This window comes from Pedobacter sp. R20-19 (genome assembly GCF_000708265.2).
Lineage (GTDB): Bacteria > Bacteroidota > Bacteroidia > Sphingobacteriales > Sphingobacteriaceae > Pedobacter.
The window spans coordinates 23,211-49,552 of record NZ_JCKI01000008.1 but is presented as its reverse complement, the minus strand read 5'-3'; the positions used below and the strand labels follow the sequence as shown (position 1 = coordinate 49,552).

General features: G+C 36.8%; 25 protein-coding genes. 12 read left to right on the top strand and 13 right to left on the bottom strand.

All coding sequences use genetic code 11. From position 1 onward, the window contains the following. Nucleotides 1-133: 133 nt before the first annotated feature. Complete coding sequence (locus tag AN34_RS16985; protein ID WP_029287332.1) at nt 134-841, top strand: DUF2490 domain-containing protein; 708 nt, start codon at nt 134-136, stop codon at nt 839-841. A 96-nt stretch (nt 842-937) separates the two neighbouring features. Then, entirely contained in the window at nt 938-1,828 is an 891-nt protein-coding gene (locus AN34_RS16980; RefSeq protein ID WP_231625578.1) for a hypothetical protein, read from the top strand. 18 nt (nt 1,829-1,846) lie between these two features. On the opposite strand, the gene AN34_RS16975 is transcribed toward AN34_RS16980, so the two are convergent. From AN34_RS16975 to AN34_RS16965, 3 genes are all read right to left on the bottom strand, one after another. Next, nucleotides 1,847-2,227: a helix-turn-helix transcriptional regulator gene (locus tag AN34_RS16975; protein WP_029287327.1), complete on the bottom strand. Its 381-nt coding sequence runs from the start codon at nt 2,225-2,227 to the stop codon at nt 1,847-1,849. Nucleotides 2,228-2,672: 445 nt separating this feature from the next. After that, entirely contained in the window at nt 2,673-3,260 is a 588-nt protein-coding gene (locus AN34_RS16970) for a hypothetical protein (RefSeq protein WP_157263346.1), read from the bottom strand. 114 nt (nt 3,261-3,374) lie between these two features. Beyond that, entirely contained in the window at nt 3,375-4,265 is an 891-nt protein-coding gene (locus AN34_RS16965) for a HEPN domain-containing protein (protein WP_029287323.1), read from the bottom strand. Nucleotides 4,266-4,597: 332 nt separating this feature from the next. Between AN34_RS16965 and AN34_RS16960 the strand changes: the two genes are divergently transcribed. After that, nucleotides 4,598-4,822, top strand: coding sequence for a helix-turn-helix domain-containing protein (locus AN34_RS16960; RefSeq protein WP_029287320.1), 225 nt, complete (start codon nt 4,598-4,600; stop codon nt 4,820-4,822). Between the two features lie 96 nt (nt 4,823-4,918). Beyond that, a complete protein-coding gene (locus AN34_RS16955) occupies nt 4,919-5,131 on the top strand; it encodes a helix-turn-helix transcriptional regulator (RefSeq protein WP_029287318.1) in 213 nt (70 codons plus the stop codon). A 472-nt stretch (nt 5,132-5,603) separates the two neighbouring features. On the opposite strand, the gene AN34_RS16945 is transcribed toward AN34_RS16955, so the two are convergent. The 7 genes from AN34_RS16945 to AN34_RS16915 form a co-directional block, all read right to left on the bottom strand. Further along, complete coding sequence (locus tag AN34_RS16945) at nt 5,604-5,909, bottom strand: helix-turn-helix domain-containing protein (protein WP_029287312.1); 306 nt, start codon at nt 5,907-5,909, stop codon at nt 5,604-5,606. Then, on the bottom strand, nt 5,890-6,243 hold the full coding sequence (locus AN34_RS16940; protein ID WP_029287311.1) for a type II toxin-antitoxin system RelE/ParE family toxin: 354 nt from the start codon (nt 6,241-6,243) through the stop codon (nt 5,890-5,892). The genes AN34_RS16945 and AN34_RS16940 overlap by 20 nt, the downstream gene beginning before the upstream one ends. A gap of 156 nt (nt 6,244-6,399) precedes the next feature. Further along, on the bottom strand, nt 6,400-6,849 hold the full coding sequence (locus AN34_RS16935; RefSeq protein ID WP_029287308.1) for a DUF1572 family protein: 450 nt from the start codon (nt 6,847-6,849) through the stop codon (nt 6,400-6,402). Between the two features lie 129 nt (nt 6,850-6,978). Further along, nucleotides 6,979-7,710, bottom strand: coding sequence for a head GIN domain-containing protein (locus tag AN34_RS16930; protein ID WP_029287306.1), 732 nt, complete (start codon nt 7,708-7,710; stop codon nt 6,979-6,981). A gap of 176 nt (nt 7,711-7,886) precedes the next feature. Beyond that, complete coding sequence (locus AN34_RS16925; RefSeq protein ID WP_029287304.1) at nt 7,887-9,539, bottom strand: M1 family metallopeptidase; 1,653 nt, start codon at nt 9,537-9,539, stop codon at nt 7,887-7,889. A 79-nt stretch (nt 9,540-9,618) separates the two neighbouring features. Further along, nucleotides 9,619-11,484 (bottom strand): CocE/NonD family hydrolase, encoded by a 1,866-nt coding sequence (locus tag AN34_RS16920; RefSeq protein WP_029287303.1) that lies wholly within the window; start codon nt 11,482-11,484, stop codon nt 9,619-9,621. Nucleotides 11,485-11,490: 6 nt separating this feature from the next. Further along, nucleotides 11,491-13,356 carry a CocE/NonD family hydrolase gene (locus AN34_RS16915; protein WP_029287301.1) on the bottom strand — a complete coding sequence of 622 codons (1,866 nt, stop codon included), beginning with the start codon at nt 13,354-13,356 and terminating at the stop codon, nt 11,491-11,493. 192 nt (nt 13,357-13,548) lie between these two features. Here AN34_RS16915 and AN34_RS16910 point away from each other — a divergent pair, with 192 nt between their 5' ends. The 6 genes from AN34_RS16910 (at nt 13,549) to lpdA (ending at nt 19,195) form a co-directional block, all read left to right on the top strand. Next, entirely contained in the window at nt 13,549-14,394 is an 846-nt protein-coding gene (locus tag AN34_RS16910) for a DUF6515 family protein (protein WP_029287298.1), read from the top strand. Nucleotides 14,395-14,548: 154 nt separating this feature from the next. Beyond that, a complete protein-coding gene (locus AN34_RS16905) occupies nt 14,549-15,712 on the top strand; it encodes an esterase-like activity of phytase family protein (RefSeq protein ID WP_197285554.1) in 1,164 nt (387 codons plus the stop codon). A gap of 258 nt (nt 15,713-15,970) precedes the next feature. Next, nucleotides 15,971-16,636: an HAD family phosphatase gene (locus AN34_RS16900; RefSeq protein WP_029287294.1), complete on the top strand. Its 666-nt coding sequence runs from the start codon at nt 15,971-15,973 to the stop codon at nt 16,634-16,636. Nucleotides 16,637-16,642: 6 nt separating this feature from the next. Then, nucleotides 16,643-17,191, top strand: a complete 549-nt coding sequence (locus AN34_RS16895; protein WP_029287292.1) for a Crp/Fnr family transcriptional regulator — start codon at nt 16,643-16,645, stop codon at nt 17,189-17,191. A gap of 63 nt (nt 17,192-17,254) precedes the next feature. Then, nucleotides 17,255-17,614: a VOC family protein gene (locus tag AN34_RS16890; RefSeq protein ID WP_029287290.1), complete on the top strand. Its 360-nt coding sequence runs from the start codon at nt 17,255-17,257 to the stop codon at nt 17,612-17,614. Between the two features lie 174 nt (nt 17,615-17,788). Next, the gene (gene lpdA / locus AN34_RS16885; RefSeq protein ID WP_029287288.1) at nt 17,789-19,195 is read left to right on the top strand and encodes a dihydrolipoyl dehydrogenase; all 1,407 of its coding nucleotides are present in this window, start codon (nt 17,789-17,791) and stop codon (nt 19,193-19,195) included. 1,375 nt (nt 19,196-20,570) lie between these two features. On the opposite strand, the gene AN34_RS16880 is transcribed toward lpdA, so the two are convergent. Beyond that, on the bottom strand, nt 20,571-20,963 hold the full coding sequence (locus AN34_RS16880; RefSeq protein WP_157263345.1) for a hypothetical protein: 393 nt from the start codon (nt 20,961-20,963) through the stop codon (nt 20,571-20,573). An 85-nt stretch (nt 20,964-21,048) separates the two neighbouring features. Next, on the bottom strand, nt 21,049-21,858 hold the full coding sequence (locus AN34_RS16875; protein ID WP_029287284.1) for a hypothetical protein: 810 nt from the start codon (nt 21,856-21,858) through the stop codon (nt 21,049-21,051). Between the two features lie 667 nt (nt 21,859-22,525). Here AN34_RS16875 and AN34_RS16870 point away from each other — a divergent pair. After that, on the top strand, nt 22,526-24,046 hold the full coding sequence (locus tag AN34_RS16870; RefSeq protein ID WP_029287282.1) for a choice-of-anchor I family protein: 1,521 nt from the start codon (nt 22,526-22,528) through the stop codon (nt 24,044-24,046). A gap of 144 nt (nt 24,047-24,190) precedes the next feature. Continuing rightward, nucleotides 24,191-25,390: an MFS transporter gene (locus AN34_RS16865; protein WP_051666694.1), complete on the top strand. Its 1,200-nt coding sequence runs from the start codon at nt 24,191-24,193 to the stop codon at nt 25,388-25,390. Here the strand turns inward: AN34_RS16865 and AN34_RS16860 are convergent. Beyond that, nucleotides 25,380-26,228 carry a hypothetical protein gene (locus AN34_RS16860; protein WP_029287278.1) on the bottom strand — a complete coding sequence of 283 codons (849 nt, stop codon included), beginning with the start codon at nt 26,226-26,228 and terminating at the stop codon, nt 25,380-25,382. The two genes, AN34_RS16865 and AN34_RS16860, sit on opposite strands and share 11 nt — an antisense overlap. Nucleotides 26,229-26,342 lie beyond the last annotated feature (114 nt).

Here is a 26,342-nt window from a genome sequence, read left to right as displayed (position 1 = left end):
TAACATTAAATGAAATTCAAATAAAGCAATTGTATAACCCAAAACTAATTCGAAATTTTAGTTAAATTAATTTAAGGTAAACTGCTTAGCTTTACACCTTTTATTAAGTCATCACAATGCACATCTATCATTCATGAGAAACTTTTTATTATTTTCCTTTCTACTCTTTATTCTAAACGGAAAACTTTCGGCACAAACGCAGCATCAGAATACAGGTTGGTTCATGTTTTTAAACAATACAAAGTTTAATGATAAATGGGGCTTACAGTTTGACCTTCAAGTGCGCTCGGTGGATGATTGGAGTAATGTAAGAAATACACTGGTACGACCTGCAATTCAATATTTTATTAACGATCAAAATAATGTTGCGCTAGGTTATTTATGGCAAACCACCCAAAATCGACTTAATGGGAATTCAAATAATTTCTTACATGAACATCGCATTTTTGAACAGTATATTTTTAACCACAGATTAAAATCCATCTATGCCAGTCATAGGTTCAGGTTAGAACAGCGTTTTATAGGTCGGGCGAATGATGATGATGTATTTTCACAGCGATTCCGTTATTTTTTTAGGTTCATCCAACCCATTAAAAAAACAGAAGCAGCCTTTACAAATGGGGTATTTGTGGCATTGCAAAACGAAATTTTCTTAAATATCCAAAACAAACATCAGCTCAATAACAGTTTTTTTGATCAGAACAGACTTTATCTGGCCACCGGGTACCGTTTTTCTAAAAAAATAGATCTTGAAGTGGGATATATGAATCAGGCTGTGAAAAATATAAGTAATCATACCAACAACAATATTATCCAGCTGGCTGTGTACACCAGATTCTAATTTGATTTTAATATCTTAAAGTCATTTTTTATAAATTGGTAATATCGATGTGTTAAAATTATTGTAAATTAAATTCCTTTTTGCTCAATTTGTGGCGTGAAGAAATATTTTATATTGGTTATTACACTCTTGTTTGCAAGGCGGATGCAGGCACAAGAGAACCAAGACTCCCCAAATCCCAATACTCCAAGTTCGAAAAGCATTTTTAATCCGGAACATAAGCGAAATTCTTCTCGAAAGGGAGATTTTTACTTTCATTGGGGGTATAACCATTCGTGGTATGGAAAGAGCGATATCCAGTTTCAGGGACCGAATTATGATTTTACTTTAAAGGATGTTGTGGCGCACGACAGGCAATCTAAGTTAAGCTGGGATTACCTTAACCCTGGTTTAATTACAGTTCCTCAATATAATATTCGTGTTGGTTATTTCATTAAAGATAATTATAGTGTTTCTATTGGTTGGGACCACATGAAGTATGTAATGGATATTCCGCAAACGGTGGCTGTTACCGGTTATATTGGTGCCAACATTACGCCAGAGAATACACCAACAGGCGCTTTGGCGGGTACTTACAATGGCCAAAGCATTAATGTTAAAGAGAGCATGTTAACTTTTGAGCATACAGATGGCTTTAATTATGCAAATGTTGAAGTGGAGCGTTATGATGATATATGGGTAGCGCCGGGTGGAAACACTTCTTTAACTTTAGAAACCGGATTGGGCGGTGGGTTAATTGTTCCGCGTTCTGATGTTCGTTTATTTGGCCTTGGCAGAAACAACCATTGGAATGTTGCCGGTTATGGTGTATCAGCTAAGGTTGGCTTGAAATTTTATGTCTGGAAAAATGTTTATCTTCAGAATACCACTAAAGTGGGTACCACAAATTTGAAAACCATTCATACCACAGGCTGGGATGAATATGATAAGGCTAGTCAGAAAATTAATTACCTGGAGAATATGTGGGTAATTGGGGTTCAGTTTTAAAAAGATATGAAATGAGGCTTAAGCCTCATTTTTTGTTTTAAGGGTAATGGCTTCTTCTTTCTTTTCTTTAATTACGGCTGCAATTTCTTTGATTTGTTTAAAGGGCATATCTGTAATGAGGTTTTGAATACTTTGTTGTGTTTCGTGTTTTCTGAGTTTTGTGATGGGTTGTGATGCCGGAAGGTTTTCATTTTGATCTGGCTTCCAGGTAAAAAGATCGCTGGGTTCGCAGATGAGTAGCTTGCATAGGCTTTCGATATGATCTAACCTGATGGAGCGGGTTTTGCCATGTAAAATATAATGGGCTGAATGTGCGCTAAAGCCTGCTTTAATAAGAAAGGTAGAGGGCCTATCGATACCTCTGGCACTAAAAATAGATAGTACGTTTAGAAATAACATATTGTTAACCGTTTAAGTGATCAAAAAGGATGTTCAATTATCGGGGATGATTTGACAATATGTATTGCGGGTTGTAAAACCGCAATGCAGGATTGGAGTTGATAAATATATCTTTAAAGAAGTACAATAGCAAATGGAAAAACTATAAATGCTTTTTAAAGAAGTATAAATGCAGTTGTAATAAGTACAAGCACACTTGTTAAAACATAAACTACAGTTTAAAGAATATTAATCAAACTTCCTTTTAGTATAAATTAACCTGCTAAAAGGTAAAACATACTAGTGAAAAGGTCAAAATAACTTTAAAGAAATAAAATTTATGTGTCTAATAAATAACCAGCCCATACAGCCTCGATGTTTTTGCGCTGGTGTGTAAGGAAAAGATTTGGCGTTTGCCTAATCTTTCTGTGAGGCCGTTCGTTCAGTGGAGACGTAAAATAAAGTTTTAATTGTCATCTTTTATACGCTCGCTGATTAGCCACGTGGCCTCGAACAGTTTAATTAATTGTTCGTAAACTTTAATTACTTCAGATTTGGAAAGGCTTTCTTCCATAAAGGAGGTACTCAGCGCATCGTGAAGCCATATGTTCAGGATTTTTTTATACCCATCTAGTTTATAAATCCTGAACATTTTCTTTAATACAACCGAAGGCTTTACAATCTCCCGAGTGGTTAGGTTTTTAGGATAGTTTTGTAGCTTCTTCTTTTCTGTTTTAATGTAGCATTTTGCAATATCAATTTCCTGTTTGTTATCAAAGTTAAGTTTGCCAAGTTTGTGTTTCTTTAAGAGCCAGGCGGCCTCTATTAGCTTTAGGGTAAGTTCGTAGTTATAAACAAGGAACTCTGGGCTACATTTTTTTGATTCTTGTGATTCAAACGCGGCATCGTTTCGCCAGCGTTTTAGCATTTTTAAATGATTGGGCAACCTGGAGTGAGTAAAAAAATCGTGTATTACTTTTATTGGTTCTGTTGTTTCATCATGGTTAAGATAAACGATCCTGTTATTTGATGTAGTTGTTGTTTGCTTTTTCATTGGTATATAATTTGTTTTTATCGGTAATGAAGCTATCATGAGCAATATTCATTTCTGTTTGCTAGCGTTTGCTCATGATGGTTTTATAGTCTTACATGCTGGTTACAATATTTTTTAGATCTGTACCTGATCGGCGTTTTTTAAGATGGCATCATCTGATGCCGATTTGGCAAGCCGTTCTATTTTTTCGTTGCACATGGCCTTTGCCAACAAAAGAAAGGATGCCACGCGTTGATAAAGATGCGCCGCATCTTGGCGGGAAACTGTAAAATCATCTTTATAACGTGAACCAGCATAACTTTTTGCCATTATTTCAAACAGCCTTTCATCTTCTGGAGTAGATAGGAAAAGTTGAAAGGGCCGCTCGGAAAAGCAAATACACAGACGGAGCAGGCGGTAAAGGTTATGAAATTCGGAACGGTAGGCAATGTGAACCCTCACCAAACAGATACATGCTTGTTCTACGGCTTGATGGAGCATAAAGGCACAAATCTCGAATTGTTCTTTCTCCAAACATTTTGATGCGCACATCAGAAAGCCATCTGCCAGTGGTATGCGATGATTATAATGTTTTATTGCTTTGATTGCGCCCTTGGTGGGTATAAACGTAGAAATTGGATCGTTGTTTAGCAGTCCATTTTTACTGTAGAGTTGTTTGCCATAGGTAAGCACGCTGATAAAAAAGCGGCTGTTTTGCTGTACTGCATCCATAACAGATTGCCTGCCGTGGCAGATTATGGTGATTGTTCCATGCTGATCATAGCTGTTGGCAAAATCTTGCATCTCATAATCAACTCGGGTTGCCGTTTCGGTAACTACCAACAGGCAATGGTTACATTTAAAATAGCTTTGATTGTTATTAAAGCATCCTTGTGAATGATGGGTGTAGCTGTTCTGCGAAAAGCTGAAGATCTGGAGTGGTTCAAACTTCTGTGCGAGCTGTTGGATAAACTCCCTGAAATAGACAGCGTGTTCGGCTTCTGGTGATAATTTTGATGATTCCATTGATCTCATTTTAATTCTATTAAATGAGTCTCAGGATGAACAGAAACATAAATATGGGATCTGCCAACCATGGTTACATAAAAAGTTTCTGAAGCCTTACGTCAACATGGATTTACAGCAGATCCCACACCTATGCGGATATACAAATATAGCACATCCAGCCATAGATATGGTGTTTTTCTGCTGTCTTGCGTTGACGGCTTCAGATTTTGTAACCGCAAGACTCTTAAAAATTGTTATTCTTATTTTCTTTATACGAATATAAATAAAAAACGCAAAAGAGTGCTATAGCACGGTAAATAATTTTTATTTATTCCTTACTTAGCCTGTGTATGGGTAAGCTTACCGAGATAGAACAATATGTTATTGATAGGGTTAGAGAGAAGAGGATTCAAGCTGGATTAACTCAAGCAGTATTGTCTGTTGCCATTGATCTTAATCCTAAATTTGTTGGAAACGTTGAACGTTCTAAGACAGACGATAAATATAATATCAATCACTTAAAAAAGATTGCAGAAATTTTAGGGTGTTCCATGAGGGAGTTTTTTCCTGAGTGAATTGTTATTAAAAACATTTTATATTTACTAAATGCATTCATTAAGTAGTGAATTCGATTGTTTTTCAAATATTATATTTGTTTTACATCAAACGACATGAGTAAAATAATCTATAACCGAATCAAAGCGGTACTAGCCGAAAAAGGTAAAACAAATAAGGATTTGGCCAATGCTTTAAAGATAGCACCAGAAACCGTTTCCAGTTGGTGTACAAATTCAGCGCAACCCTCAATTAAGAAATTATTTGAGATAGCTCTATATCTAGATATGGAAGCAAGGGATTTGTTGGTGTCTGCAAAAAAGAGATAATTTTTGAATAAATCGCAGAAGAAGATAGTCAATATTTTGAGATTATCGGTGATGTTGCTTATTCATTAAAATATCCATCATGTTAAGGTTTAAAATACGCAGCCCAATCAGATTTTTTCTTTTTGAACATCAAGTTTTTAAATTCGTTATCGGCTAGGAACTGAAAGAAGCAAGCCTTATTGAGGCAAACTTTGTTGGTGGAATATATATCGGCGATCTCAACTGCCACAGTCATTTTTCTGGCTATTTTTTGTTTCCTGAAGTTTGCGTAATGCTGTGTTGTTCTGATATCGGTATGCTTAAGCATCTTTGAAATAGGCCCTGAAATAAATTCAGGGTGACGCTACATTTAATGACGCTAGATTAGGGTGACGATACACTCACGATAAATAGCTTAAATCATGTTGTCAACTTTCCTATCAATAGGCCATCAAAGTTGAAAACACTGATTTGGTATTGCTGTTTGTCATTTTTAAATATCTACGCTAAGTCTAAGATTTCTACCTAAACCCTCACGAAAAATTCGCATTAAAGTTGATAGTCTAATGTCACTGGCGTTGTTTTCAATTCTGGAAATGTAAGTCTTTGTTGTACCACATTTTTCGGCTAATTGTTCCTGTGTTAAACCTTGTTCTTTACGAAGTTCTTGAATCATAACACCTAATTTAAATGCTTCAAAACCTTCTTCATAAGCTTCTCTGATCGTAGTTCCTGATTTGCCATATTGTTCGTCTAAATGGTCAGCAAAGGAAGTTAGATTACTGTTTGTCTTTTTCATCGAAATATTGTTTTTTAAGCTTTTCTGCAAGTTCTAATTCATTTTTTGGAGTTTTCTGCGTTTTCTTCTGAAACCCATTCAAAAGGATTATTAGTTTTCCTTTGTCGAAAAATGAAAACACTCTGAATATATCTGAACCGACTTCTACACGGATTTCGAAAATTCCTGATGTGCCTGTCATGTGGTCAAAATATTTCTTCGGAACTCTGTCGATAGTGGAAATGAGCTGTAAAGTCCAGTTCATTTTCCTCTTTACTTCTGGCTTGAGTGTTTCAAAGAAGTCTAGGTAATAATTCTTGTAATAAAATATTTCCCTTATAAATTTTTCTTGCACGGAAACAAAGTTAGCTAATTAGGTAACATTATACAAGTTTCCTAAATCAAAAATCAGCACCTTGCTGAAATAAAATTCAGGGTGACGCCACACTCAGGATGACCAGCTTAAGTTAGCATCTGTAGTGCAATTGCTCCATGCTTGGAATTATAGGCTTTATGCATTATCTAACAATCTTCGGTGGTAATTAATCTGGCCTAAATGATAGGCTAGATGTGTGGTTAGGTGAACAAGAAAAAATGCTGTTGAAGTTTTTTCTGCTAATACCAATATTGGATATTCGGCTTCAATTTCTTCCTGCGTAATGCTGTTTAATGATTCGTTAACTACAGTTATTGTTTCTTCAATTTTTTTAATAAGTTCTTTTTGAGGAATATTTTTTAAAGAAAATTCAAGTTCGCGGTTTCTAACATAGTTGGTGCCACCTAATGTTGCACCGATGTATGTATTGAGGTTTCCTATTAAGTGAAGGCATAGGTTACCTGCGGCATTAGCAATGTTTGGCGCTACCAGCCAAATTTTAGATTCATCCTTATAGGATTCAATTTCGATTTTAAGTCTGTTAAGGTCTCTTTCGAAAAGTAGCTTTATGGTTTCTATTAACATAATGTAAAAATTGCTAACTGTAATTAGGTTTTAGCAAGATAGAATAAAGTTTTTAATCGGGATTTTAAATAATGGTTAAAAAAAACGCCTGTAATTTCTTACAAGCGTTTTCTTTCCAAATATTTTTGGTTATATTTTTCTTACTCTTCCTGATCCGATGATGGTTTTATCAACGGTTGCATTACCTGAATAATTTACGCTGCCTGATCCGCTAATCACTGCCTTAATGGATTGATCCGTTTTTATATTCACTGTTCCTGAGCCACTTATTGTAGTGGTTAAAGTATGCGATGAAAAACTTTTTCCTTCAAATGCTCCTGAACTACTGATCACAATTTTAGCACGATCTGTACTGCCCGTGATATTTAATGAGCCAGAACCACTAATTACGCCATTGTAGTTATCTACATCAGCATTTGCTTTGATGCTTCCAGATCCGCTTAATGTGGTGGTTAAATCACCAGTGCTGATTTTGCCATTCACCACCATGTTTCCAGAACCACTCATGGTTAGGCTAGCGATTTCATGAGCAGAAACATAAGCCGTAATTTGTTTTCCTTCGTATTTTCTAGACCAGCTGGTAACGCTATTTTTTGGGCGGATGATTAATATATTTCCTTTTACTTCAGTGATGATGGAGGCAATAGCTTCAGCATCTCCCTCTAAACGGCAGCTTTCTTTACTGCCTAAGGTAACCACAACATTAATTGGCCCGGCTGCGGCAATACCATTAAAGTTTTCTACTTCTCTTTCATCATCGCTGTATTTAGAGGATGTAATACTGGTTGGATTTTTGGCGATTGCATTTATACTTGCTGTTAAAGTAAGTGTTGCAAATAAAAGGGTGAATAATTTTTTCATTGATATGAATCTTTAGTTTATTAAAATGCCACTTATAAAAGATATGAATGCGTTTTTGTTTATAAGACGGTAGAAATATAAAAAAGTTGCACAGCGGATCAGATTTTTAAAGAAAAACCCATTGCAGTTACAACGGGTTTTTGAATTTTCTGAGTATTGGTTAATTTATTTTTCGATTACTCTTTTTTAGTTTTGATATAAAACTGAGGATCGCTTTTAAAATTATCTGCCGTTATACTTGGATCAACTTTGATCGTTTTCCAATCATTTGATGGTTTGATTAAAGTATATTCATCCGCTTTTAAAGTTACCTTAACAGGCATATCGAAGCCTTTTACATCGGTTATCCAACGATAAGATAGCACACCATCATTAATTTTATAGGCCAAAACCGGAATGGCTGAGTGACGAAGATATTGGTCAAAAACTTTATCAAGCTTTAATCCGCTTTGCTTAGCTATATAGTTTTCTATATCAGCAGTAGTTACTGTTTTATGATAGAAGGTTTTATTTAGGCCTCTTAAAATTTGTCTGAACTTTTCATCATCATTGATTAACTGGCGGATGGTATGGATCAGGTTAGCACTTTTAGGGTACATATCGCTAGATCCCTCTTTATTTACACCATAAGGGCCAATTATAGGACTGTCATTTTCAATCCCTCTTCTGATTCCTATTACATACTCCTCGCCAGATTTTTTGCTATCCGTACATTCTGTAAAAAGGGTTTCCGAATAATTGGTAAAACCTTCATGAATCCACATGTCGGCAATATCTTTTGAGGTGATGTTATTTCCAAACCATTCATGGCCACTTTCGTGGATGGTGATAAAATCCCATTTTAAACCATGACCGGTTCCACTTAAATCTCTGCCCAAATAGCCGTTTTTAAATTGATTTCCATAAGCTACAGCGCTTTGATGTTCCATACCTAAATGCGGTGCCTGAACCAGTTTATAGCCATCTTTATACCAGGGGTAGGGGCCAAACCAATACTCGAAACATTTGAGCATGGGTTTTACATCGGCATCCCAATGTGGCCGTGCTTTAGCGCTATCTACTTGTAAAGCCCAGTAATCGATGCTTAAATTTCCGTTTTCACCGGCATAGCTATCTTGCCAATGTGCATATTTACCAATGTAAAATGTAACATCATAATTGTTGATGGGGTTACTGACGAACCAGTTATATTGTTTGTAGCCATCGGGCTGATCAACAGTATTCCTTAATCTTCCATTGGATATTTCTTGTAAGGTTTTAGGAACGCTGATGCTGATGAGCATGCTGTCTACTTCATCACTCTGGTGGTCTTTATTTGGCCACCATACACTCGCTCCTAAGCCCTGGCAGGCTACTGAAACAAATGGATTACCAGCAGCATCTTTTTTAAAAATAAATCCGCCATCCCAAGGTGCATTTTTAGCCACTACCGGATTTCCTGAATAAAATACGGTAAACCTATCTTTACTGCCTTTCTTAACAGCCTTCGGGAAGGTTACAAAAACGGCATTGTATTCACGGGTAAATGGCAGTTCCTTTCCCTTATAAATTACTTTTTCAACTTTTAAATTGGAGAAAAGATCGAATTGAAGTTTGGTAAAATCCTGAGTGGCTGTAAAAGCAAATTCATTACTTCCGGCTACAGATTTTTGATCAATATCGATTTTAACATCCAAATGGTAGTAATTGATATCATAGCAGGTGCGTAAAGGGGTGAGTTTTCCGCGAAGGGTATCTGCACGGGCGTTTACCTGGTTTTTTCCCAGCATTTGGGCATTTGCACTACCTAGACAGAGTGCCAGCGCAAAAAGAATAAATAGTTTTTTCATTTTGTGTTTTATTTACCACCCCCGGCCATCTCTAAATAAGAGGGGAGTTGGTAGTGCTTTTAATTTATATTTTAATTCATCATTTGATCACATCAACCTCTACAAAACTGTCATTAAAAATCGTTTGAGTGGCTTTAATATAATCAGCTTCTGTAGCCTTATAAGGGTTTTCAACAAATTTTTGTGGGTTACGGGCAAATAAAGGAAAAGCTGTACTCTGCACCTGAATCATCAATCGGTGTCCCTTTTTGAAAGTATGCAACACGTCTTGCAAGCGGAAATTTACATCTGTTTTCTGGTTGGCCACTAAGGCTTCGGGCTTTTCAAAACTATTGCGGAAACGGGCAGGCATAATCTCTGAACGAACCATTTGCCAGTAATTACTTAAGATGATATTTTTATTGGGCATGTACGGATTGTTCTGTTCATCAGCAGGGTAAACATCAATCAGTTTCACAATAAAATCTGCATCCGTTCCGGTAGTGGCAATTTTAAGGTGCGACATGATTTCTCCGCCAAGTGTGATGTCATTTTCCAGAATATCTGTCTGAAATACCAGTACATCTGGTCTGCGGCCAGCAAAACGTTGATCTTCACTCATGTAATTATGTGGTGTGAAACCCAACGTAGTGGTTAAATCTTCAGTATAAGGAACGGGTTTGGCAGGATCACTGATGTAATCTACAGATCCTGCGGTGGCGGGAGCAGTCATGCTGAGTTTACCATCTGCACCTAGATATAATTTTTGCTTGGTGGCTTTTTCAGCTGGCCATTTTGTAAAGGTTTCCCATTCTTTTTTGCCTGTATCAAACATATAAGCTTCTGGCAAACCAGCATTTTTATCGCCATTCCCTTTTAGAAAGTGGTTGAAGAATTTCAATTCAATTTCCTTTTGATAGAAGGTAGCAATACTATCTCCAAAATAAACATTGCTGTGCATGGTATGGCCTGTTTCGCGGCTCCATCGGCCATGCCCAAACGGCCCCATCACAATGGTATTGTAGGCATTTGGATTTTTCTTCTCAATACTTTTATAAATGTTTAGCGGGCCGGATAAATCTTCTGCATCGTACCAGCCTCCAACCACCATCACCGCTGGTTTAATGGTGCCGTAGTGTTTTAGTAAACCTCGTTTTTGCCAGAACTCATCATAATTTGGATGGTTTATGGTTTCCTGCCAGAAAAAATTGTCTTTATAATATTTATCTGCATTGGTTAATGGGCCTAAATCTAAAGCAAACTGATAACCATCTTTGGTTTTCGGATTGATCATTTGATTATTGTACCATGGCCTGGAAGTAGTATCTTTTTTCTGTACACCAAACAAAGGAAAGGTAGAAAAATAGCTTTGCAGGAAAGCGCCGTTGTGGTGAAAATCGTCGAAAAAGAAATCTGAAATTGGCGCTTGCGGAGAAGATGCTTTTAGTGCCGGGTGATTACTTAAAATACCAGCGGCAGTATAAAAGCCGGGATAGGAAATTCCCCACTGACCTACTTTACCATTATTGTAGGCTACATTTTTAACCAGCCAGTCAATGGTATCGTAAGTGTCAGATCCTTCATCCACATCTTTTTTCGTTTTTTTATCATCGATTACTGGCGTCATATTGGTCCAGGTGCCTTCACTTTTCCAACGGCCACGCACATCCTGCATCACCACAATATAGCCATCTTTCATCATCAAATCTGATGGGCCTAAACGGGCTGGGATCTGATCTTCACCATAGGGCGCAACACTGTAACAGGTGCGCTGCATAATCATCGGATATTTTTTACCCGCTGCGGCATCTTTTGGGGTATAGATGGCGGTAAAAAGTTTTGTGCCATCACGCATTGGGATATATACTTCTTTCTTTGAATAATGGGTTTTGGCATAATTCGCATCGCCTTGTGCAAAGGTGGTTGATGCGGAAAGGAGTAATATGATGAACTTAAAGTATTTCATGATGTGTTATTTTAATACTGAAACGGTAATAAATGAACTATTGTGTACGTCATGATAAATTCTGTGTGTGGCCTTTTGGAAATCGGCTGGTTCAGCCTGATAAATATCCATAAATTTCTGTGGATTGCGATCTGCCAATGGAAACCAGGAATTTTGAATCTGAATCATGATTTTATGTCCTTTTTTAAAGGTATGTGCCACATCCGGTAGTGGATAATTCACCTTGGTAATAGCATCTGGAGTAAAAGGCTCAGGCTTCTCAAAACTATTGCGGTATTTCCCCCGCATAATTTCACCTCGAACCAACATTTCATAGCCACCCATCATTAAATTTTTTGGGTTTGGTTCAGGGTTTGGTGAATCTTCAGGATAAACATCAATCAATTTAACCACGTAATCTGCATCAGTTCCGGTAGTGGAAACCACCAGATTGGCCAGAACCGGGCCTGTAATGGTGATATCTTCTGTAAGTGTATCGGTTTGATAGGTTTTAACATCAGGCCTGCGCGCTGCAAAACGTTGGTCATCAATCATGTATTCTCTTGTTCGTCTCGCCTGAATGCCATCCTGATAGGGTACAGGGTGGTTTGGGTCACTTACATATTCATCCCAACTATCGGTTCTGCCTACTTTTTCAAAACTCAGTTTTCCATTGGGTTGTAAATATAGAATCTTGTTTTCGGTATCTTTTGGCGGCCAGCTGGCAAATTTTTTCCATTCGTTTGAACCGGTTACAAAAATATTAGCCTCAGCAGGATTGAAGTCGCCTTCTCCCTTTAAATAGTGTTTAAAAAATGGTAATTCGTATTGTTGCTGATAATCAATACTGGTCTTTTTTTTAAATGAAATATCTCCCAAAGATGATCCATCGCTACGCACCCATCCACCATGGTACCAGGGGCCTGCAACCAGAATATTATTGGCTCCAGGATTTTGTTTTTCGATGGCTTTATAAGTGGCGAAGGTTCCATAGGCATCTTCAGCATCAAAGAAACCGCCAACCACCATTACGGCAGGTTTAACATGGGTTAGGTGAGGGGTAATCAATCTTGCTTTCCAGAAAGTGTCTAGATTGGGGTGTTTAAAGAGGTCATTCCAGAAAACAATGCTATCCGCAAAATATTTATCCTTTAGGTTTTTAACTGAGCCTGCTTCCAGGTAAAAGCGGTAATTATCCTGAATAGGAAACCTAAAACCTTTAGGGCCTTTATCTGGCGTGATGGGCTGCGGACGGGGCACTCCAAAACCACTCATAAAGCTGAAAGCATCCATTAAAAATAGGGTGCCACGGTGATGGAAATCATCGCCCATAAACCAATCGGTTACCGGTGCCTGTGGTGATACCGCTTTTAGGGCTGGATGTGAATTGGGTAATGCAGCGGTAGAATAAAACCCCGGATAAGAAATCCCATAAATTCCAGCATTGCCGTTATTGCCTTTAACATTTTTCAGTAACCAGTCGATGGTATCGTAAGTATCGGTGCTTTCATCAATATCTTTTTTTCCTTTTTTGGTGGTTTGTGGACGAATATCAGCAAAAGTTCCTTCGCTCATCCAGCGACCGCGAACATCTTGATAAACAAAGATAAATCCTTCACGCATCATGGCCGGAAAATTACCCAAACTTAGTTTATATTGGTCTGCCCCATAAGGCGCAACTGTATAGGGTGTTCTGTTAATTAGAAAAGGATATTTTTTGCTCTGATTTTTGGGGATGTAGATGGAAGTAAAAAGTTTAACTCCATCCCGCATTGGGATTTGTCGCTCTATTTTAGTGTAGTTTTCTCTAACGTATGCAGAATCGGTCTGGGCTAGTAATTTATTGGAAATAAAGAGAAAAAATAAGAGGCATAAAAATCTGGGAAAGTTCATTTAAGTGTTTTTAAGGAATAAAATTTAAATATAGAGGATTAGAAATTGATTAGAAAAAACATCCGGTAAATAGTTTGTTAATATTAAAAAAAAGAGGATTCGTCATCACTTTATCAAAATTTAGTTAAAATGTATTTGGGGATAATCTTTTACTTCTTTTCATCGTCATATCAGTAATTGAATCAACATAAGATGAAAAGGTTATTAAACAAAGGTTTTGTTGTCTTCGCTGTAGCAGCGATGATCGCATTAGTTAGCACAGAATATGCTTCTGCGCAAAGGTCAGGAAGGGGCGGTGGTGGCTTTCATGGCGGTGGCAGATCGGGTTCGTTCTCCGGCTCAAGAGGGGGTGGGTCATTTTCAAGGCAGTCTGCCGGGGCGGGCAGGGGTTCATTTTCTCCACGTACAAATAACAGCTTTAGATCAAATCGCTCTACCTATGTATATAACAGATCGGTTTATAGAGGTGGTGTAGGATTTAGGGGCTATAGACCTGGTTTTGGCTATCATTATGCCTATGGCAGACCGTATTATCGCCCTTATTTCAGTTACTACAATTACTACAGGCCATTTATCGGTTTTAGAATAGGCGTTTTGCCTTACGGTTATTATCCGTTCTATTTTGGTGCAAACCAGTTTTATTATTCTGGTGGGCTATTTTATCAGCAAAATAATAATCAATATGAAGTGGTTGTTCCGCCGGTAGGTGCAGAGGTTCCAAACTTGCCTGAAGAAGCAAAATTGGTGGCCATTAATGGGATTGATTATTATGAGTATAAAGGGGTTTATTACACACGGTCACAAAATGCTGATGGCAAAACGGTTTATATTGTAGCTGGTAAAGATGGTGTATTGAACACACCAAATGGTACCGTTGATTCGCATCAGATTGGCGATATTATGGATCAGCTCCCTGAAGGTTGCCGGGAAGTAAACATTAAAAATGAAAAGTATTTTGTTTCTCCTGATGATATTTATTACGAAGAAGTAGTGGATGGTAATCACATTACTTACCGGGTAATTGGTAAGTTGTTTTAAGGGAAATATATTGTATAAAGCCGTTTCAATCTTCATTGAAGCGGCTTTATTTTTTAATTACTAATTTCTAAATAGTAAAAGGTGATTCATAATCGTATTGCTGATTGAATTTATTAACTCCTTTTATATACTTTTACGCGTAACTTATTCCAGTTTGAAAACACTATCCTTAAGATTTTTCATTTTGTACCTTTCTATTATCGCAGGGCTATCTTCCTGTACGGCAAATAGAATTTTATTTGATGATCACAAAAATCAGTCGATTTCATCCATCAAATTTCTGAATGAATATATTTTGCCGCTTAATGATACTTTCAAAAACACCATTATTGGCGGTTTATCAGGGATAGATTACGATGTCAAAAACAATCAGTATTACGTCATCAGTGATGATCCTTCACAATTTAGTCCGGCCAGGATTTATACGGCCAAAATTGATATTCAAAACGATAAAATAGACACCATCAAATTTACTAATGTTATCTTTAACCTTCGGGCAGATGGCTCCGTATATCCTAAATATCAATATGGCACGAACATCAAAGCTGATGGAGAATCTGTTCGTTACAATCCTTTAAAAAATACGTTGGTTTGGAGTAATGAAGGGGAAAGGTTGTTCCGTAAAACCGATACTACTCTGGTTCAGCCGGGCCTGACTTTCATCTCTACTACAGGGAAATTTTTGGATACTGTGCCCTTGCCTTCTGGCTTTCACTTTAGCAAGCAGGAATATGGGGTACGGAAAAATGCCTTTTTTGAAGGCTTAACTTATGCAGATCATTTTAAAACTTTATATGCCAGCCTGGAAGAGCCTCTTTATCAAGATGGAGAACAATCTCATTTTGGCTATAATAAAGCTTTAACCAGAATACTTAAATTTGATGTAGAAAGCAAAAAGAACGTAGCGCAGTATGCGTATAACCTTGATGCATTGCCTATTCAACCCACTGTAGATAGCGATTGGAATATTAACGGCATCTCAGAAATTTTAGCCATAAACGATCATATACTAATGGTTATGGAAAGGGCCTGGGCGAAAGGGCGAGATGATCATTCTTTTGTTAAGCTTTATCTGGTTGATTTAAATCAGGCAGAAAATGTGATCCGTAATCCATCCTTTGTAAAATCTCCACCAAAACCTTTAACGAAGAAATTGCTTTTTGATTTTGATACGTTAAATATGCATATCGATAATATAGAAGGGGTAACATTTGGGCCTAAATTATCAAACGGACATCAGAGTTTGATTTTTTGTGTAGATAACAATTTTGGTAAAGCACAGATCCAACAGTTTTTTCTGTTCGAAGTGATGCCATAATTCGAAGTAAAATCCAACCATAGGTGTAATAACTCAAGAAGTCAGCTTTGAGAAAACATTGTAGTAATTATAGCGTGCGAGAAATCGTTATTGCTAAACCAATTTTTTTTATTGGATGAAGCAATCTTTACATTAGGATGCTGATGTGAATGATCGCTTCCCCGAAAATTCGGGGCGGGCTGTCGTTCCTTCTCGAAAAGACGGCCACGCTGTTATCACTTCATTAAATGATAAGAAAAATAAGTTAATAAAAATAAAATGAGTAAAATAAAAGCGTTGTTGTTTGATTTAGATGGGACATTAATAGATTCTGAAAAGTTTCATTTCGATTGCTGGAATGAGTTTTTACATCCTTATGGTGTAACACTTGAACTTAAAGACTGGCTAACCAATTACGCTGGGATTCCACTGCCTCAAAATGCAAAAACTTTAGTAGAACGATATAAAATTGATACAGATTTAGCCGACTTTATTGCCAAACGTGAGCAATTAACTTATGAAGAATTTAAAACAAAAGATATTACCCTTATGCCTTTTGCATTGGAATTTGTTCAGTTTTTTTATGAAAAGGGGCTTACACTTGCAGTGGTAACGGCCAGTCCGAGAGTAGATGTAGAAGCTGTTTTCGAACGCAACGGTTTGGCAAAATACTTTAAATTATTTATTACCCGAACAGATGTAAATAAAAGCAAACCAGATCCCGAAAGTTATAATGTTTGTGTAGAGCGGCTTGGTTTACAGAAAGATGAATGCCTGGTTTTTGAAGATACAGTAAATGGTGTTAAATCAGCAATGGCCGCCGGAATTACCTGTTACGCCATTCAAAATAATGTGAGGGCACACCTTAAACTTAAAATAGCTGATGAGTTATTCCTTAGCTTTGCCAATGCGAAGGAGTTTATAGTACAACAGCAATTGATTTAACTAGATATGTCAGCTCAGGAAATGCTCAATAGTATCGGATTATTTTCATCCCATGATCTTCATATTTTTGAACAGCATGTGGTGCACAAGTCTTTCAGGAAGAACGAAGTATTACTGAACAGTGGGCAAATTTGCCAATCCGTTTATTTCATTTTATCAGGATCGTTTTATCAGTTTCAGCAGGATGGAATCTCCGAAAAAGTAATCGACCTGCATTTACCTAAAGAATGGATGTACAATCATTCCAGTTTAATTGAACAAAAACCTTCAGATACGATCATTAAGGCATTTGAACCCGCCCAGGTTATGGCGCTAAGTTTGCACCAATTACATAGCCTTATTGCCCGCTCACCCGCTTTCTTATCTTTGGGTAGCCTTTTTGATCAAACCAAGCATAGAACTTATCTGTTTGATAGTGCATTAAATCCATTACAAAAATATGAATACCTGAAAAATATAAAGCCTTTTGTTGTACAGGTTTTTCCGGTTAAAATGATTGCATCGTTCCTGAAGATTTCTCCTGAAACCCTGAGCAGGGTGAGGGCAAATTATTGAATTTCCTGATTTGGATCAAGTGCATGTCTTGAAAAAATAATTCATTTTTGAAATAAAAAAGATATGCTTACAGAAGTTAACCCCAAACTACCGATGCGTGATAAAACCATCACCAGAAATTTTTATGTAAACAGATTAGGCTTTACAGATATTGGAAGTGCCGATTTTAAAGACTACCTGATGGTGAAAAAAGATCAGGTACAGATTCACTTTTTTCTATTTGAAGCACTTGATCCGAAAGAAAATTATGGTCAGTTATATATTCGTACAGATGATATTGATGGCTATTATCAATCTTTATTAGATACGCGGCAAGAGATTCATCCAGATGGAAGTTTACAAACCAAACCCTGGGGGCAAAAAGAATTTTCAATGCTTGATCCTAATAGCAATTTACTCACCTTTGGGCAAGCTATTTATTAATATCAGAAAATCATGCCATGTTGATTTAATTATTCGTGAAATTACATCATCTGCTGTGAACTTTGAATTAAAACCGACGATTTAATGACTTAGAAACCACTGACTATCCCCAATGAACTTTCAGCTTTCCGCCTTTTTTCCCTACATTTGAACAATCAAAATTTTAAAGAAATTATGCAATACGATGTCGTTGTTATCGGTTCAGGGCCGGGCGGTTATGTTGGCGCAATCCGTTGTGCTCAGTTAGGTTTAAAAACTGCAGTTATTGAAAAATATAAAACATTTGGAGGTACTTGCTTAAATGTAGGTTGTATTCCGTCTAAAGCATTATTAGATTCATCAGAGCATTTTCATAATGCTGCACATACCTTTACTACACATGGTATTAACCTGAAAGATTTACAGGTTGATATGCCTCAGATGATTGCCCGTAAAGATGATGTGGTTGCACAAAATACTGCTGGCATCACTTACCTGTTTAAAAAGAACAAAATAGATTCTTTTGAAGGAGTAGGTTCTTTTGTAGATAAAAACACCATTTTAATCACTAAAGCTGATGGTTCTACTGAAACATTATCTGCTAAAAATGTGATTATAGCTACTGGTTCAAAACCAACAGCATTGCCATTTTTACCGATTGATAAAAAACGTATCATCACCTCAACTGAAGCTTTGAACATCAAAGAAGTTCCAAAATCAATGGTTGTAATTGGTGGTGGCGTAATTGGTTTAGAATTAGGTTCTGTATATGCCCGTTTAGGTACAAAAGTTTCTGTTGTAGAATTTTTACCCTCTATCATTGCCACTATGGATGCTGGTTTGGGTAAAGAACTTCAACGTGTTTTAAAGAAAAACCTGGGCATGGAGTTTTATATGGGGCATAAAGTTACAGGTGCAACCAATAATGGTGAAACCGTAACGGTTACTGCTGAAACTCCAAAAGGTGAAACCATCTCACTTGATGCTGATTATTGTATTGTTGCCGTTGGCCGTACCGCTTATACTGAGGGTTTAGGTTTAGATAAAATTGGCATCACAATAGAAGAAAGAGGTAAAAAAGTTCCTGTAAATGAACATTTAGAAACTTCGGTTAAAGGTGTTTATGCCATTGGTGATGTGATTACTGGTGCAATGCTGGCACACAAGGCTGAAGATGAAGGAACCTATGTTGCTGAAACCATTGCCGGACAAAAACCACATATAAATTATAATTTAATTCCAGGGGTGGTTTATACCTGGCCTGAAGTTGCCTCTGTTGGTTTGACAGAAGAGCAATTAAAAGAAAAAGGAACCAAATATAAAGCGGGTTCATTCCCTTTCAAAGCCAGTGGCCGTGCAAAAGCCAGCATGGATACAGATGGCTTTATTAAGGTATTAGCTGATGCAGCAACGGATGAAGTTTTAGGTGTACATATGATTGGTCCTCGTGTTGCGGATGTGATTGCTGAAGCTGTGATTGCGATGGAATTCCGTGCATCAGCTGAAGATATTGCCCGTACGTGCCATGCTCACCCTACTTATACAGAAGCGTTAAAAGAAGCTGCTTTAGCTGCAACTGAAAACAGAGCAATTCATATTTAAAATGCTCGTCAAGCTGAATTTATTTCAGCATCTTTTTGATAAGACTTTCCAAACCTCGCAGGTTTCAAAACCTGTGAGGTTTTTTTATGTGTTTAATTTAATAATGATAATATCCATGCCCATGCTCGTTTCTAACAAGTGTGTTAATAATTAACCATATTTTACGGTTACATGCTATCAATCGGTATTTTAGTTTTTTAGCATTTTACGATACAATCGGAAAACTATTATGCGCTCGTTAGAAACGAGCGCAGGCAAACTGTTACTGATGGTTAACCACCCCGCCCTTCCTAAATTAGGAGGGATTTCTCCTCATAGCTGTATCATATAAATTATTATTTATATTCCGAACAACTTAGGTGAGACACCAACCGATAGGGTAATTTATATTTGAGGTGCTGTCATGCTGAATTTATTTCAGCATCTTTATAATAAGGCTTTCAAAACCTGCGAAGGTTTTTTTATGTTTAATTTAATAATATGATAACATGCAATGATTTATTTGCGTTTGATTCGCCATTATTTTTGCTGATCAGATAAAATAAACCATGAACTGTAAAAAACTCTTCGTAGTGCTATTAATGGCTACGATGGCAATCACTGCCTGTAAAAAAACCTCAGAACCAATAGATATAGAAGAACCGATCGTTGCCGAAGATATTGCCAGCTTTAAGGAAAACGTTTTGCTAATCTCAAGACTTTAGAATTATTTAATCTATCTTTTGCCGTCCCCAAGAATAGGAAATGCCAAAGATAGTAAATAGAAAAATCAGTAAAGATAGTGGGTAAAATTTTAGAGACATGGCGTTCATTTTAGACGTTTTTATGCATCTAAGATATTTATTTAATTGTGATTAACGTAATAAAAATGACGCTTCTCATTAGAATAAATTGGTTTTTGTTTCAAAAAATAGCAAGATTCTTTATCACGCCGAAGATACTTCACAGAAATTTTTCGCACAATTTTTACTTAAAAATTGCAGCATGGTTTCTAATTACGATTTTAAGCTGCATATCTTATAGATTATGAAAGTCATTTTAAAACAATGAAAAAAGCTGAGTGATGATTGAAAATGTTTGCGTATTGTTTGAGTAAACTAGATTTGAACAAAAAGACTTTTAGCTTTTTGTTGCTAAAGTTCTGATTTTCAGTGTAGCCTTGACTGGGCAAATGAACAAATTTTTCTTATCTGATTTGCAGGAATTAGCCAGAGTTGCAAATCATTTTAAAATTTAATAAATGGTCACCAGCGGTTATCAAACTAAATTTGATTTACAACAGGCACCGCCACTGAAATACATACTTAAACACCAAAAGCGGGTAACAACCATTTTTAGTGGCATTCTCAATACTAATACTCCGCCAGAGTGTTGTTTATTTAAGAGTGCTATAGATCCTGTTCTGAAATGGATTTATCTTCTTATCTGAGTAATAAGTAGCAGAGACAACATGGCCAAGTAAGGCATGAAGTTCAAGTAAAATCGAGTTTTTCATTTTCGGATTAAAATAGATTACATAATAAAATTCCGGTGGCTGCTCAGGATCTAGATAAATCCCCTTCAAGCTAAAACCTAAAATATTTTTGTCAACTTTTTTTAAATCTTTCGCACTAAAATTAGTTTCCTTTAAGTATTTCATTGGGGGTTCATTTCGATTATACGAAACAATAATGTCACCAGATTTTAACCATTCCAAGGTGAAATCGCCAGCCGGCATTTTATGCATAGGTTGCCATTTGGCTCTCTTGTCACTAGCTTCCAAACTCATAGAAAGATATGGTGCCGAGACCTGGCCATATGTTCCTTTACAAATGACAAAAGTGAAGAATATGGTTAATATATATCTTATCATTTTAATTTGCTTGAAGACCTTGACATACAGCCGTACCATTTAATCGGGTTCTTGGATTAGCGCCATTCATATCCTGATCAAAATCAATATCAAAATTAAGGTCAAAACGATACAAAGAAACTGAATTACGTGCCCACTCTACTGAAATACCGAGTGATATTTCGGTGCCTGCTTCATAGGTGTCAGCCTTCAAGCCGCCTTTAACTAAGGTTTTACCGTCTGTTGTTCTGATTATAGTTCTTTTCTCCAATATATCACCAGCAGCATTGCCTTTTAATCTTCCAAATGATGGTTGAGAAACATTTGCATATGGCTGAGCAGGTCTTTCTATTTCACCTACCGCTGGGCCGATTAAGTAAGCAACCACAGGACCACTCACCATTGGGTTAAGGTCACTCATTTTCATACTATACGTAAGTGGTATTTTTGTAATAAGTGTATTTCTCCGTTTAACAAAAGCAAAGTCTGCAGTAACATCATACCTCACTCCCATAGCCTCGCTTGCAAAATAAAGATAGCCAGGATTATCGAAAAGATAATAAACATCGTCATCACCGTCCTCGTAAAGTCCGGAATCATCATCAGCATTTGCTACTGATGAGGTACTAGCCAATTTATTAACTTTTAATTTATTGGCCTTCATTAGGCTATCAAATAACTTAATGTTGTCTGGATTAGATTTGAGTAATTCATAATCTTTCTTAGAAATTTTTGTAGACTGTTTTGATGACACATTAGCTGATTTTACCAACAGATCATCTTTGCTAATTTCCTTCTTACAAGATGTAAGGATTAGTAATGTTAAAAACATTGAATTTAGAATTAAAATACACTTTTTCATTTAATTGATTTTATAATAATTTATGTACCCTAGCGGAATACTTTCATAGCACTAATTATTATGACAAGTTTGTCAACCCAATGTTGTATATCGGCAACAAATAAATATTTAGATCTCAGAACGTGAAAATAGGTATCTGAAAGGTTGTTGTAAATTATGCCTCAAGTAAAGAAGATGCAGATAGAGTGGTTAGGGATATAACTGGCAATGGAGGCATATCCATTTATCGGTGCTTGGCAGTTGGGGTTTTTTGCTATCAATATAGGTATCCAGTTTATCGACTATTGCGTAAAACGCCCGGTCTTCAAAGCAGATTACTTCCATGCTTAAAGATAAAAATTAATCTCAAAAAAGTGCCGTTGCTGTAGGTTTTAAACGGAAAAATACTTATCTTTAAGTATACACTGGAAGTGCTGCCCATACCATTAACAATGCGTTGACAGATTTTATTGGCATCAAAAACAAATCGCATAAGTTACTGATTTTTTAGATTTATAAATCAAATGTAAAACTTGTAATCACAGGTTTTCCAAACCTCGCAGGTTTTTTATGTGTTTAATTTAATAATATCATAACATGCAATGATTTATTTGCGTTTGATTCGCCATTATTTTTGCAGATCAGATAAAAATAAACCATGAACTGTAAAAAACTCTTCGTAGCGCTATTAATGGCTACGATGGCAATCACTGCCTGTAAAAAAACCTCACAACCAATAGATATAGAAGAACCAATTGTTGCAGAAGATATAGCCAGTTTTAAGGAAATCGCTTCTATTGATTTAGGTGGAGAAACATCAGCAGAAATTTCAGCCTATGATCCATCAACCAAAAAACTATTTGTAGTAAGTAATGAAGGTGGCGCGAAGGTAGAAGTGGTAGACCTAAGCAATTATCCAACAGTAACAAAATTAAAAACCCTTAGTTTCAGTAACAATGCAGGGATCAATAGTGTTGCCGTTAATAATGGTTTATTAGCTATTGCATTAGATGGTACTGATAAACAAGGGAATGGAGATGTGGTGGTTTTGAAAACAACAGACTTATCTGAAGTTAAAAAAATCACTGTTGGTGCCATGCCAGATATGGTTACGTTTAGTCCGGATGGAAATTATATCCTTTCTGCAAACGAAGGAGAGCCGAGTGATGACTATAAAGTTGATCCAAAGGGAACCATTTCCATCGTTAATATCAAAGACAATTATTCCGTTAAAACATTAGATTTTTCTGCTTTCGAATCACAGAAAGCAAGCCTGGTAGCTGGTGGTTTTAGAATCTACGGACCTAATGCAAGTTTTGCCCAGGATATTGAACCAGAATATATTGCCGTGAGTACGGATTCAAAAAAAGCCTATGTAACCCTTCAGGAAAATAATGGCGTAGCTGAAGTGGATATCGTTTCAGGCGTTATCACCAAAATCAATCCGTTAGGAACCAGAGATATTAGTTTAGCTGAAAATGCTTTTGATGTGAGTGATAAAGATGGTAAAATCGCTTTAGGAACTTGGCCAATTAAGGCATTCTATCTTCCTGATGCCATTTCCTATTTCACTACTGGCGGAACTTCTTATCTGGCTTTGGCTAATGAAGGTGATACCAGGGCCTGGAAAGGATATGACGAAGAAGCAAGAGTTAAAAGTTTAAAGCTTGATCCAACTAAATTTCCAACAGCGGCAACACTTCAGCTAGATGCAAATTTAGGAAGGCTAACGGTAACCAAAGCTTTTGGTGATACCGACGGCGATGGAGATTATGATGAACTTTATGCCACTGGTGGAAGAAGTTTGAGCATTTTGAATGCCAGTACTGGTGCGTTAGTTGCCAATATTGGTAAAGATTTAGAGCAACATGTAATTGATGCAGGTAAATATGATGATGAACGTTCGGATAACAAAGGGGTAGAAGTTGAGGGTGTAACTGTTGCTGTTGTGAATGGGAAAACACTTGCTTTTATTGGGATGGAAAGAGTAGATCTGATTGCAGTTTATGATATTACTACACCAACATCTCCAGTATTTGTGAAATTATTAACTACTGGCGATGCGCCGGAAGGAGTGTTATTTGTAAAACCAAAAGATAGTCCGAATGGTAGAAGCATGCTTATTGTAGCCAGTGAAGGTGATGGAATGGTTAAGTTCTATCAGCCGAATAAGATATAATCACATCCATCTTGTCTATTAAAAACCCACCATTTGGTGGGTTTTTTGGTTTAATTGATATCTATATGATAATATTTCTTTACTTTTTCAATTGATTTAAGGAACTTTGCAGTAGTATTACCCGTTCATATAAAAATTAGTAATTTGGAAGAAATTAAAGCAAGTCAGGAAAATATTCAGATAGATGATCAGCCTGTATTAGCCAAAAGCTCTCCAAATAGAATTCGATTAGCCGTTTCGCTTTTTTACTTTGGTCAGGGAATTGCTTTTGCATCCTGGGCAAGCCGTATTCCGGATATTAAGCATTCACTGAATTTATCAGATGGTCAGCTTGGCAGTATTTTACTCGCCTTACCCTTAGGTCAGTTAGTTACCATGCCCATTTCAGGTAGATTGGTTACCAGGTATGGGAGTAAGAAAATATTAACCATCACGGCACCTTTATACGTACTGGCATTAGGTAATTTAGGTTTGGCTACCGCACCCTGGCATTTAGCAGTGTTTCTTTTTATGTTTGGTATTGTTGGTAATATGTGCAATATTGCGGTTAATACACAAGGTTCTGAGGCAGAAAAACTTTTCGGCCGACCAATTATGACTTCCTTTCATGGTGCGTGGAGTATCGCCGGTTTTACGGGTGCCTTAGTTGGTTTATTAATGGTTAACCTGCACCTGATTCCTTATTATCATTTTTGGATCATTACTGTACTCATCTGGGTTAATGTGTTTTTAAACCATAAACATCTGGTACCTGGCAAAGGCGCCCAAACAACGCGCAAACCGAAACTATTTACCATGCCGGAAGGCTCGCTCCTACAGTTGGGTATTATTGGTTTTTGCAGTATGGCAACTGAGGGGGCAATGTTTGATTGGAGTGGTGTTTATTTTAAAGAAATTGTGAAAGCACCAACCTCACTGGTTATTCTGGGTTATGCTTCATTTATGATTATGATGGCTACAGGCCGTTTTATAGGTGATAAAATCATAGCAAAGCTTGGCAGGAAAAAAACCATTCAAATCAGTGGTTTAATTATCTCCACAGGAATGTTCATTTCTGTATTTATGCCTTATGTGGTAACGGCAACTATTGGATTTATGTTGGTAGGTATAGGTGTTTCTAGTATCGTACCTACAGTTTACAGTGTAGCCGGTAAAAATGGAAAAGTAGCGCCCGGAATTGCCATCGCAATGGTTTCCAGTGTAAGTTATTTCGGTTTTTTAATGGGGCCGCCGCTTATTGGTTACATTTCTGCACTATCCAGCTTAAGGTATTCATACGCCGTAATTGGTATTTTCGGTTTACTGGTGAGCTTTTTAGTCACCAAAATGAAGGCTATTGAGTAGTGGTTTTCCCCAAAGTATCTTTTTGTACTGGCAGGTAATCCTTCTTAATTAAACCATGTTCTTTAAGGGTAGCAACGGCAATTTCTATCAATCGTAAGTTTTCATCCAAGTGCCCATGCTGAACTTCTACATTAATATAAGGAATGTGATTGATCATAGCGTAAACTGATAATGATCCATCATTTTCGGCAAATTTTGATTGTAAAATCACGTTTACGTTTGCCTTCTTTAAACTGGTGAATAATCTAGGCTCAGTTACATATAAGAGGTCATCACCATCCATTTCAAAGTTAATGAAAACAGAATCTGCTGTGCTGGATAAATCATAGCCAGGTAGGTAAGATGAAATTCCAAAGCCACCATCAGCATTATTATGTAAGGTTAAAAAATAACCAGTTGCCTTTGGATTATAGAAGTCAACAATTTGCTTACCTGCATTAAGAATAAGTTTTTCTACCTCATTGGAACTGTATGCATCTTTTTTTAAACGGGTTTTTACACCAGTTTCAGTATAGATGGCATTTGGATCTATGCGATAAGGATCATCCATATAGGTAAAGGTATAATCTCTAACGCCACCATATTGACTATCAATCAGTTCTCCGCCATACCAGCGGATATAATCAAAACCTGCCTTTACGCCAGTATCTTCATTGTCATGGACCACTAAAAATTTTACACCATTGGGTTTATAGCTGTATTTCACCAATGAAATATCAAGATCAGATACTTTAACAAATGAAGAGTCGCTGGTCATTGCATCAAAAACTGGTGGATGTTGAGCTTTGACTATAAATGAAGCGCTGATTAAAATAAGGGATAGGGCAATTTTAAACATATCACTAATATACAATGTTGAATAATATTTTGTTTGATGCGAGATCATTTATCCCGAATTTCCAGATTGGGATAATCATTTGTACCAGAATTTGATAGAGGTAAATAATTCATT